Raw genomic sequence first — 11,862 nt, forward strand, 5'->3', positions numbered from 1 at the left:
CTTATCCCTAAAAAACTAAACAATTACTTAAGGTTAGCACTTTTTTTAGTACAGCCTAGCTTTTTCTGTTGCGCTTAATAATTGCCCCGGTCTATTCATCAGCATTTGGTAAATTGCGCGATAGCTCAACACCGCCTGTACGTACTCGCGAGTTTCCCGATAAGGAATGGTTTCAATGAAGGTGGCGTAGTCTAAGGTACCTTGGCTTTGTCGCAGCCAAGCCCGAGTTTTATTGGGCCCAGCGTTATAACTGGATGCCGCTAAAATGCGGTTGCTGTCAAATTGCTCTAACAGTTGCTTGTAATAGGCGCTGCCTAGGCGAATGTTTGGCTTTACCTCGTACAGCTGGCGCGAACCCTGGTAGCGGTAGCCTATGGTGGCAGCGGTGCTTTTGGCGGTAGCAGGCATCAGCTGCATCAAGCCGCGAGCGCCCACATGGGAGGTAGCCCCATTGTTATAAGCACTTTCGCGGCGGGCAATGGCAAACAGGTCTTCGCTGTCGAGATTGCGCATCTTGGCGAATTCTTGAAACACAGATTGATGATCAATGGGGAAGCGGACGCTGATGGCATCCCAAGTTTTGGCCTTGATGGCGGCTTCAATAGCGAAATTTGACCAGCCTTGATTGGCCGCATAAATAGCGAACTGCGGTAATGACGCTTGAATGGCGGTATTCAGTAAGTACAGCCACTCGGAGCGGGCTTGGTCATAGCGACCCAAGGCAAGTAACTCGTGAACTCGCTGGGTGGTGGCCAGTGATGCAATGCGCGCCTGTTTAGAGCTGTCTTCATCGATGGGGGCGGCGTTTAGTGCATAGGGACTGTGCAGTTTATCCGCCGCTAAGAAGCCATAAAAGCCGCGATTTTGAGCCAGTTGTTGGAAGATGGCATCGGCCGCTTGCTGCTGACCTTGGCGCTGGTACAAACGCGCTTGCCAAAATTGCCAGCGGTCGCTTTGCTTCGCGGTTTCTGACAATTGCCCTAACCAATGGCCGACGGCAGGCCAATCTTGCTCTGCTAAGGCCCAACGTAAACGAATCTCGACTAAGTTGTCTTGTTGGCTGGCAAATAAATGCTGATCGATCTCGTCTTTAACCGATTCATTTTGACGAATTAAGCCAATGCGCAGCAGGTGGTTAGACAGGTTATAAGCGGTGGCGCGCTGTAAGTGGCCCACACCTTGATAGTAATCCAGCCAATCGAACGCGGTTTCAAGATTTCGTCTGGCCATGCGCTTTATCGCAAGGGCGGCTATGTCTTCAAACCAAGGATCGCTGGACAGCTTAGCTGTGAGCTTTTCAATGCGTTTTGGGTTGTTATAAACGGCGAGCAAATGCTGGCCAAGGGCTTGTTTGTTAGCACTCAGTTGTGACGCTAAGTAACGAGCTAAACCGGCTTGACGGCTGTCGAGACTTAACAGCAGACGATTCCAAACGTCTTGATCGGTGCGCACCCCGCTTTTTTTCCATTCGCTAAAGAGTACGTCACAGGCTTTTACCTGAGAGCGTCCGGTTAGCCACAGTTTACCGGCGCCTTTCCACGCCAGTTGCGGATCGCCTTTTTGAAGCTGAGCGCGGTAATAGTAACACTGTAAACGGGTATCATTGGGGACTTGTGGACTCACCTCTAAAAACGACTGCCATTGGCGTTGTTGACCTTTTGCCATTAAATAGCGATGCCTGGCACGATTGAGAAGAGGGGTGTTTTCTAATGACTTTGCGAAGCGTTCAAATTGGGCCGGGGTCATGCTGGCCACGTTATTGATGTCCCGCTCGAAATCCAAATATACCGTGAGCGGATACCCGGCTAACCCTTGACGCAGCTTTTGATATTCTTTGAACTGGCTACTGTTAATGGCCTTCAAGGCCGATTCAAATTGTTGTTGTGAGGCAGGTGACGCGACGCTGGTTTGGGTCAATAGCCCGGTAACCACCAGCAGAATGGCGCGCATCGATGTTTGCTTCATAAATGCTCCTAGGTCGTGTTAGTCGACATTCTGTTCTTCCTTGAGCAGTTCACTTGATAATTGCTTGTTAGATTGGACGCCTAAATCTTTCATTTGTTCAGCCTGACGAATTAAATTTCCGCGACCGCTAATGAGTTTATTACGAGCGTTGGCAAAAGACTTGTTGGCGCTGTCCAGCGCTCGTCCAAGCTTGTCTAAATCGTCCACGTAGTTACACAATTTGTCGTACATTTTGCCGGCCTGATTGGCGATCTGTTGAGCGTGTTGCTCTTGTTGCTGAAATCGCCACAGGTTGCTAATCGTTCGCAGGGCTAACATCAAATTGGTGGGGCTCACCAACATTATGTTGTGCCGGTAGGCTTGTTTGGCTAAGTTAGGCTCGTGCTCAAGCGCTAACAAAAACGCTGGCTCTAAGGGAACGAACATTAATACGTAATCCAATGAGTGCACGCCATTAAGTTTGTGATAGTCCTTTTGCGACAATTGCTTTATGTGGGTGGCAATGGAAGCTATATGCGCTTTTAAATGCAGTTGCGCCTGCTCTTCATCATCACAATTGTAGTAGCGTTCATAAGCGGTTAACGACACTTTAGAATCAATGACCACGTCTTTTTGTTCCGGTAAATGCACAATCACGTCCGGTTTATATGCCGTGCCCGCTTCGTTTTTAAGCTGTGTTTGGGTGTGATACTCATGACCTTCGCGAAGACCAGAATCTTCTAAAATGCGGCTTAACAGCATTTCACCCCAATCCCCCTGCTGGCGAGAGTCGCCTTTTAGTGCCCTGGTTAAATTAATCGCTTCTTCGCTCATTTGCAGGTTCAGCGCCTTTAAGGCGTTAATTTCGTGCTTAAGGGCGTGTTGCTCTTTGGCTTGATTGGTATAGTTGCTTTGCAGTGCTTGTTTAAAATCAGACAATTGCTGCTTGAGTGGCGTTAGCAGATGATTGACCTGTTCGCTGCTTTGGCGACTGAATTCGCTTTGATTGTTTTTAAGAAGCTGACTGGCCAGCTGCTCAAACTCAAGTTTCATGGTTTGGCTTTGTTGAGCTTGCTGCTGCTTGGCCTCGGCTAACTGCTGCTGTTGCCAGTTAAGCTGAGCTTTGGCGGCTTGGTAGTCGCCAGAAAGATCAGTGTGACGTTCTGTGAGCGTTTTAAGATCGTATTTGGCTTGCTGCAGTTGAGTTTGCATGGCTTGGGTATGGCCTTGCAAATGGGCCAGTTTGTCACTTTGTTGTTGCAGCGTGGCGTTACGGGCAAGCGCTGAGCGTAATCGAGGTTTAAAGTAAGCCACGCAGGCAAGAATAATAACTAGCGCAACCAGACTAATGGCTATTACAAAATGCTCAAAGGCAATGTGTTGTGGCATAAAAGCACGCTTCCTTAAGGTAATGACTTCAGTTTTTCAAGAAACGCCAAGCTTGGCAATAGTGTCTTAGGTAATTCGCACGGCAGGGGAGATCATTTGAAATATTTTTGCACTATATCCTGTCTATTAGAGTACAAAGGATGTCCATCAAACGTAAAAGAAGGTAAGCCATGGCGAACAAAATTTGGCATTTGAAAGATAACCAAGTGACCCCAGAGTCAGTGTTTAAGGATCGCCGTAACATCATCAAGGCGCTTGGGCTCACCTCGATTGGTGTTGGCCTGCCATCACAGGTGCAAGCGGGCATATTTGATTTGTTCAAAAGCGCGCCTGAGTTTCAAGGCAAGCCAATGAACTTTAAGCAACCGCCGCAATTTCAAAGCAAAGAGTTGCTAACGCCATACAATAAAGTCACTCAGCACAACAATTTTTACGAATTTGGTACCGATAAGGCGGACCCACATCAGCGGGCGCAGTCGCTGCGGGTGGATCCTTGGAGCGTCAGTATCAGCGGCGAGGTGGATAATCCGCTCACACTTGATTTAGACGATCTTCGAAACCAGTTTGAAGTACAACAGCGCATTTACCGCCTTCGCTGTGTTGAAGCCTGGTCCATGGTCATCCCTTGGGTAGGCATTTCGCTTGCGGACGTGATTAAAAAGGCGCAACCCAATTCCAAAGCCAAGTACGTGGCCTTTGAAACCTTGTTTGACCCCCAACAAATGCCGGGACAATCCAATCGCCGCCTTGGTGGCGGTATTGAGTATCCCTATGTGGAGGGGCTTACCATAGAAGAAGCCACCAATGAACTGAGCTTTTTAGCGCTTGGCTTGTATGGCAAAACCTTACCACCGCAAAATGGCGCTCCGGTGCGTTTGGTTGTGCCTTGGAAGTACGGTTTTAAAAGCATTAAGAGTATCGTCAGCATTCGCTTAATGGAGCAGCGCCCACCGACAACGTGGAATCGCTTGGCGCCTCACGAATACGGATTTTACGCCAACGTAAATCCAGAGGTGGATCATCCTCGTTGGTCACAGGCTACAGAGCGTCGCATCGGCGAAGGCGGCTTGTTATCGGCAAAACGAATTCCAACCGAAATGTATAACGGCTACGGCGAGCAGGTGGCTCATCTGTACCGCAATCTCGACCTAAAGCGAAACTACTAAGGAGTAGGGATGGGGGGCAGAGGCCTAGTAGCTGTAAAAGTCTTAATGCACTTGTTGGCATTAACGCCGACGGTGCTGCTTGTGGTGGCTGTAGGATTGGATAAAGCCGGTGGTGACCCGGTGCAATACATCATTCACTTCACCGGCAAAGGAGCGTTAAATGCGCTGATAGCAACTTTGCTGATAACCCCAATTGCCCGTCGTTTTGGTTGGAGCTGGTTGATGCAGTGTCGCCGCCTAGTTGGCCTGTACGTGATGTTCTACGCAGCGTTGCATATTAGTGCTTTTATAGCATTGGATCTGGTTTTTGACGTTAAGCTGTTAGCCAGCGAAATACTTAAGCGCCCCTACATTAGCATTGGCTTTATTGCTTTTGTCATCGTGACTGCCTTGGCCATTACCTCATTAAAATCCATCCGCAAAAACATGGGCAAAAACTGGCAGCTTTTGCACGGCAGCGTTTACCCGTTAGCACTCTTGGTTGTCTGGCATTATTACTGGTCGGTTCGCAGCGATGTGGTGGAGCCCATTTTCTACGGGGTAGCGGTTTTGCTGTTGCTATGGGCACGTTGGCCTAAGGTGTCACAGTGGCTGCAGGCCATGCGACGAGCATGCGCAAAAAAAGCCGCCCCAGTTAACTCTGTGCGCTAGTCTTGAGTGCTTAAATGGTCAATCAAGTGTTGATCGCTGTCCGATAAATGCGCTTCCAGATCCATAATGAGCGAATCTGAGAAAACATGTTTTAGCACTCGGTATTCACGCGTTTCTTGCCATTGCTGAAACGCAGTTTGTAAACGCGATAAAAATTGTCCATGCAGTTTTTTATGCTGCTGATAATCCGGGTAGGCCGACTTAGCCATTTGCACTTCTTCGTAGATGAAGTGACGGCGGTATAAATGGATGAGTTCAAGGATCGCGCTATCCAAACTTTCGTAATCGAAAGGAGGACGGTTTATTCGCTGACACAACTGTCGAGACAATAACTCGAGCTGTTGGTGCTGTTCATGGATGCGATCTAAGCTCACGGGTTTCCTATAAGGTTAAAAGGTGCATTGGCTGCGTACTATAACTAACTCTTTTGGTGTAGATTGTGATCCATAAAGCACATGAACAACTGCGTACACAGTGGCAACGACACCGCTAACTTTGAGTTAAAACTCAGTAACAAATCGCGCTTTCAGTAAATCGCTTGTGAGAAGCCCGCGTGCGTGATAGACTTCGCGCTCCTAAATGGCTGGTCGCAAGCTGTTTAGTGTTTTTAACTATTATTTAAAGAGAATTTACTATGTCTTTCGTATTTGAAGCTGTAAAGCGTGAAGTCATCGGGAAAGGTGCGAGCCGCCGCCTACGTCACGCCAACAAAATCCCTGCTGTTATCTATGGTAAAGGCCAAGAGCCAGTAGCTATTGAACTTGAGCAAGACAAAATGTTCCACGCTCAAGAAAAGTCTGAGTTCTACACCGAAGTGCTAACCATCGTAGTTGACGGTAAAGAAATCAAAGTTAAAGTTCAAGATATCCAACGCCACGCGTTCAAGCCTAAGTTAGTACACTTAGACTTCGTATACGCCTAAGCAAACGCTTGAGCAAACTTTAAAGGCGCCTAATGGCGCCTTTTTTGTTTTTATGACCGCTTTTATGACTGTGGTTTTACTATTGTTGTGGCTCAACCACCGGCTCAGGGGTACCCACATCGAAGCTGAAATACAAATCTAAGGATTGCTCAATGGATTGGCTGACCACTTCTAAATACAGTCGAGGTAACAGGAAGTAGCGTGCGGTTAATTGGTTTTCTGCATTCAACACGCCAACGCCGTATTTCACCATTAAATTCTCGCCAATATAACCACTTAAAGCCACTCGACCGTCGTCATTGGTATCCACTTGTACGTTGTTAAAGCCAATTTTTTCCGCCAAGTTAGAGGCGGAGTTACTTAAATTGTTGATTACTCCAACATTGCCACTCATGGATAATGCGGCTGCAGCCAGCATGGAATTGTCATCACTGTTTTCCGAGCTGAAGCCGCGTCCATTGGCAATGTAAGACAAGATCTCCGCTTGCTCCATGGTTGGGTTGGAGAAGAAATTGACCTCTGGCTTTTTCGGGGTACCGGTAATGCGCACACCGGCGGTTACGTCTTCAGACTTAATAAAACGAACCGCTTCAATGTTTAAGCTCGGTAAATCAGCAGGGCCCGAGAACTGCACCTCACCACGGGGTATGTCTAAGCTTTGTCCCATAAACTTGTAGCGACCGTCGGCAATGCGTACATCACCAAACAACAATGGCGGCTTCTTCGGATCTTGTTGGAAGTTCAAAGCGCCCACTAATTTACCATCTAAGCCAAAACCGCTAATGGCTACTTTGGGCCCGATACGAATGTTAACGTCGGCCGCTAAATCAATGATTTGCTTTTCTTCTTGCTCTTGGGCTTGGCTGTCGACAAATACCACGTCTTCACTCACGGCAACGCCACCTTCCGGCAAGGTTTGTAGCTCAATTTTGCCCGAGGGCACAATCACATCGCCACTGAGGGTAAACAGGTTTTCGTTAATGCTTAGGCGTAGGTCGGGGCTGATTTTCAAAATCACCATGGGCGGATAGATAACGCTCATCTCATCGCCGCTAAAGCGCACATCACCTTGCAGCTTATCGTCTGGCCAGCTTAAGTCGGCGGTCAAACTCGCGGCGCCTTCGCCCACAGTAAAGCTGCTGTCGAGATCTAAGCTGCCGCCATCAAAGTCGGCGTCCAATTGAATGTTAGACAGCTCAGTCGGGTTGAATCGCGACGCAATTTCACCGTCTTTAAACAGGAAATGCCCCTCGAGTTTAGGATCCGACAAGTTCCCAGAGAGCTGAATTGAGGCATTAGCATCACCGGCCAACTCTTTGAAATCGGCGAACAGTGGCTTTAGCTTCTCAAGCGTTAACCGATTAAGCTGAATGTCGCCACTGAGGCCATTGTTGTTGGCAATATCAATATTAACGGCGGCAATTAACTCAAGCCACTGGTCACCCAACATGGAGAAGTTGGCTTGGGCCTTTTCTTTATCTAGGTTGGCCTTAAACTCTACCGCTTGATAATCCAGTTGTACTTGGCGAGATTGGCCCGAGTTTTCATCCGTATGGGTTACTTTAAAGTCACCATTGGGCATGGTGAGGGTTGCATTTGCTTCAGGCGCTGCGCCATCTTGCCAGCTGGCATTGGCGGCTAAGGTGAGAGGGCCTCGCCAGTCCATGTTGTCCGGCAACAGTGGGTCGAGCAGGGCGCCTATGTCACCGGTTAGCTGCACCGCAGCTTCACCTTGTTCGGCCACCACCACGTTTTCTTGTAAACACAGTTTGGCGTCTTTATGCAGCCAACAATGGGCGTCGACGGCAATTTGCGAGTTATCCAAGTTATAGGAAAAGTTAACCGGCTCACCTAATACGAAAGGACCCACTAAATAATCGATACCGGTTTTAAACAGCTCCCCTTTAATGACATTGTCTTCAATTAAGGTGTGTAAGCTGGTTTGAATATTGATATCGCCTTGGCTGCTCAACTTTAAAAACTGCTCTTTAATGTTGCCTTTACCACCTAAGCGCAGATTGGCTTGTTTGATACCGGCGGCATTAAGATCGTCGGTTCTTAGCACCACTCTAAAGTCGTGCTCCTTAAACGGGAAGTAGAAGCCTTTAAGCTCAACGGCGTTGGCGTAATGCTCTTGAAAGCGCAGCGATTCGCTGTTACCAATGATTACGATTTGCGGGTTATCGGCCTCACCAATCACGTTAATATCAGCGTTAAAGGCGCCTTTTGCTCCCTCCAGCCAATTCTCAAGCTTAGCAATTTCCAAGTGGGCCTTAATGTCCCAGGTATCAGTGGCTTGGCCTTGAGCCTTAATGGTGGTTTCTTTAGAAGTTAGGTTCAGCACCCGAATGTTAGGCTTAAGCGCTTGGTCTATGTCTAAATCCGCCAGCACTTCGAAAGGGATGTCTTGGTATTGTCCGGTTAGGTCGGTATCGGTTACGCTCACCTGCCAATTATCGCCGTCAAGCTTACCTGTGCTGCTGAGTTTGCCACTAACGAATTCCGGCAGGCGTTCATCCACCTGTTTTAGTAACAAATTATCGGCGTTGAGCGACGCTTGCCAGCTAATGCCATCTCGGTAGTCCAGCATCCCAACCACGTCGACTAAGCCTTGGGCGCTGCTGATGTGCAGTTTACTGATGTTAGCTACGCCATCATTATGGGAGGCCACTAAATCGGCCTGAAGCGACTGTAATTGCGGCAGTAAAATGGTGCCTTGAAGCTCAGCCTGTTGTTGCTTTAAATCGCCGTTTGCCGATAAATAGGTGTCTTGAACCTGGTATTGCGGCGCTTTAACCGGCCAATGCAGCTGTTGCACATTGGCCTCAAGCTCAAACGGAATGGTGGCGGTGGTTATATCCGCATTGGCATCCAGTTGCAGTTGATACAAGTTATCGGCATCAAGCTTAGCGTTCAAATCCGCAAATGAGCCACTGGCAATCAGATGCGCAGCTTGGCCGTTAAATTCCGGCGCTAAATCAAAGTCCTGCAGCTGGGTTTGCAGGTCTAAATTCAGTGGGTAAGGGTGCTCTAAGGTGATATCTGCGGTGGCGTTGGCGGTTAGCCATTGATGATCCAACACTAATTTAGAAACCGCCACTTGAGTGTGTTGCCAGTTGGCCGCCAGCTCCAGCAAGGCGAAGCGATGATCCAATCCCGCCACTTGATAATGGCCTTGAGTTAACTGCAGCTGTTTAACCTCGATGGGAAACGGCGCTTCAATGGTGGGCAGCGCCGCTAGTGCCCAGTCGTTATCGGCAGGGGCTTCAGGCGCTGTTTCTGTGTTATCAGTAATAACCGACTCATCTGTGCCATCGTTCGCCTTGTCATTGGCAGCAACAGCCTCGTTGCTCGAATCAACCGCCTCGCTGTTGGCATCCGGCGCAATATAACTCGGCTCATCAATCAGCAACGACGACACGGTTAAGCCGCTGCTGTCCATTAGGGCGCTAAGGGATAGGGTTTTCCAGCTAATCAGCTGCTCGAAGATAGACAAGTGAACTTGGTTCAGCCGCGCAGAGCTAAGCTCAACGGCAATGGGCATCACAAAGGCGGAGTCATCGCCGCTGCTTGGCGCTTCCTCTGGTCCGGAAGGAATGTCACCAAGGGTAAAATCTAACTGACCAACCGACAGCTCTTTAACACACACCTTAGTGCGAAATAAGCAGGTGGGTTTCCAATCCAAGGTAAGCTGGTTAGCTTTAAAATCGATACCGGGGCTTTGCCAAGCCGCCTTAGACAGTGTTAGTCGATCGTTCAGTTGCCCAGATTGGTACTCGAGCGTTAAGCCATCCACCAGTTCATCGGCCAAATAAACCGTTAAACGAGCGCCGGCACTGGTGCCTAAAATCAAGGCCAGCAACACCAAAATAAACAGCGGAATAAAGGCGATGGCATAAAAAAATCGTTTCATTACAACTCCGAACCGATTGATATGTGAATGCGCCAAGGACGAGACTTTCTATCGTCAACGCCTGCAACCCCAACCCCAACGTCCAACTTAATCGGACCAATAGGAGTGATCCAATGAATACCGGTACCGGCGGAGGTCACCGGAGTGAAGTCAGTATTATTAAAAGCATTACCGCTGTCGACAAACAAGGCCGAGCGCCAAGACTCATTCCAATAATACTGATACTCGACACTGGCCACCGCTAAATAACGGCCACCCACGGTTTCTTTTACCGCAACACCGTCGTCATTAACGCTGTCGACCCTCGGACCCAGTTCGTTGTAATTAAAGCCACGAATGGAGTTATCACCACCGGCGAAAAAGCGCAGTGATGGGATAACACTGGGTAAATCGTTATCGTCCACAATGTTGGCACCCAAATCCGCTCTGGCAACAAAACGATGGTTACTGAAAAAGGTTTCAATGAACTTAAAGCTCGACGTGAGACGGGCTATGCGAACGTCGGAGCCTAACGCCGGGTCCCCCGCAGACAGGGTATAGCTTTGTCGGTAACCGGATTTGGGATCTAAGCTGGCGTCGCCGCGTTTGGTTTGAGACAAGGTAACGCCTGGGGTAATAAAGGTACCCACGCGGCTGTCGCCTTGCTGGGTGTAGTTTTCTTTAGACCCGGCAATACCGTAGGAGAAAATCCAAGCATTGTTCCAGCGTTTTTGTCGAAATACACCCAGTCGGTAATAGTCACTTTCCAGTTGTTTACTGCCCTCAAACTCTTGGCTTTGATCGTCGAAGGTTTGAATCAGACCGTATTTGTTGCGCTGCAACTCGGCGCTTATTTTGAGTTGGTCATCGAGCGCGTGAGTCAGAGGAATGGTGTATACGCTTTGAAACTTGGGTCTGTTGGAGTATTCGATACTGGTTTCTTGGTGATGGCCGTAATGGTTAATCACCGGCGTGCGCCAGGTTAACCGTATTCTAGGACCGGTATCGGTTGAGGCACCCACACCCACATTAAAGGTGTGATTGTGGGGGCGTTGAGTTAAATCCACTTTTACTGGCACTTGTCGGTTGCTGGCCTTATCGATTTGCGGGATCACCTTGATGTTGGCGAAATAGCCGGTTTCCAGCAGGCTTCGATTTAACTGGCTAATGTCAGTGGAGCTATAAGGCGCACCCGGCTCAAAAGGTACTAGGGTCTGCAGCAGGTCAACGTCTACCGGAGAGCCAATAAAAGTCACTTCGCCCAGGGTATAGCGCTGCCCCGAGTCGTAGGTGAGATGAATAATGGCTTCGTTGATGTCGCGATTAACTTCAATCTCGGTGCGAGTGAAGCGGCCGTCGAAATAGCCTCGGGACAAACTTAGCGATTGGAAATCCGATTTAAATGACTCGTATCGGCCGTGATTTAACCCTTGACCTGGCGTAAGCTTGGCTTTTTGCAAATAGTCGTTAAAAGCACTGTCTTCCACCCCATCTCCAAGCACTTGTAAGTCAATGTACTTAATGGTGATGCGTTCACCTGGAGTGACATTAAGCGTTAATTGCCATTCGTCTTCGCTTTCTTGAAGGGACTCGGTATAACTGGCGTGATAATACCCAAGCGACTCAAACGCCTTAGTAATATTACTCTTTACACTAAACAAGTAAGACGAGCGTTCATCAGCATCTTCAGGCAGTTCCCCAAGATGGGCCCGAATGTTAGCGGTTAGCGCATCGTTCGCTCCATTAATGACAACCTCAAGGTTTTCATCAGCGCTAACGGCAATGCTCACTAAGGTGAGGGATGCGGCCAGCAATAACGCGGTTCTAGAAATCATTAAACGGACTTGATTGATGGTTTATTGTTATACAAAGTTCCATAGCCTTTAATGTAACAAGAT

The 11,862-nt window shown here is 48.6% G+C and carries 8 protein-coding genes; 3 read left to right on the top strand and 5 right to left on the bottom strand.

All coding sequences use genetic code 11. The features are described 5' to 3' along the window. Positions 1–45: 45 nt before the first annotated feature. Both CLC91_RS09345 and CLC91_RS09350 read right to left on the bottom strand, forming a co-directional pair. On the bottom strand, positions 46–1,965 hold the full coding sequence (locus tag CLC91_RS09345) for a transglycosylase SLT domain-containing protein (RefSeq protein ID WP_095499523.1): 1,920 nt from the start codon (positions 1,963–1,965) through the stop codon (positions 46–48). A gap of 18 nt (positions 1,966–1,983) precedes the next feature. Beyond that, entirely contained in the window at positions 1,984–3,333 is a 1,350-nt protein-coding gene (locus CLC91_RS09350) for a DNA recombination protein RmuC (protein ID WP_095499524.1), read from the bottom strand. Between the two features lie 170 nt (positions 3,334–3,503). On the opposite strand from CLC91_RS09350, the gene msrP reads away from it, so the two are divergent. Together msrP and msrQ are read left to right on the top strand one after the other, a co-directional pair. Beyond that, on the top strand, positions 3,504–4,499 hold the full coding sequence (gene msrP / locus CLC91_RS09355; RefSeq protein ID WP_095499525.1) for a protein-methionine-sulfoxide reductase catalytic subunit MsrP: 996 nt from the start codon (positions 3,504–3,506) through the stop codon (positions 4,497–4,499). 9 nt (positions 4,500–4,508) lie between these two features. After that, entirely contained in the window at positions 4,509–5,150 is a 642-nt protein-coding gene (gene msrQ / locus CLC91_RS09360; RefSeq protein ID WP_095499526.1) for a protein-methionine-sulfoxide reductase heme-binding subunit MsrQ, read from the top strand. Here the strand turns inward: msrQ and CLC91_RS09365 are convergent. Continuing rightward, complete coding sequence (locus CLC91_RS09365; protein ID WP_095499527.1) at positions 5,147–5,524, bottom strand: hemerythrin family protein; 378 nt, start codon at positions 5,522–5,524, stop codon at positions 5,147–5,149. The two genes, msrQ and CLC91_RS09365, sit on opposite strands and share 4 nt — an antisense overlap. A gap of 260 nt (positions 5,525–5,784) precedes the next feature. Between CLC91_RS09365 and rplY the strand changes: the two genes are divergently transcribed. Further along, positions 5,785–6,072, top strand: coding sequence for a 50S ribosomal protein L25 (gene rplY, locus CLC91_RS09370; RefSeq protein WP_095499528.1), 288 nt, complete (start codon positions 5,785–5,787; stop codon positions 6,070–6,072). Between the two features lie 79 nt (positions 6,073–6,151). Here rplY and tamB read toward each other — a convergent pair whose 3' ends face one another. After that, the gene (gene tamB / locus CLC91_RS09375) at positions 6,152–9,985 is read right to left on the bottom strand and encodes an autotransporter assembly complex protein TamB (RefSeq protein WP_095500316.1); all 3,834 of its coding nucleotides are present in this window, start codon (positions 9,983–9,985) and stop codon (positions 6,152–6,154) included. Next, positions 9,985–11,799, bottom strand: a complete 1,815-nt coding sequence (locus CLC91_RS09380; protein WP_095500317.1) for an autotransporter assembly complex protein TamA — start codon at positions 11,797–11,799, stop codon at positions 9,985–9,987. Before CLC91_RS09380 ends, tamB begins: the two co-directional genes overlap by 1 nt. Positions 11,800–11,862: the final 63 nt, after the last annotated feature.

This window comes from Paraferrimonas haliotis, from assembly GCF_002282895.1.
GTDB classification, from domain to species: Bacteria; Pseudomonadota; Gammaproteobacteria; order Enterobacterales; family Shewanellaceae; genus Paraferrimonas; species Paraferrimonas haliotis.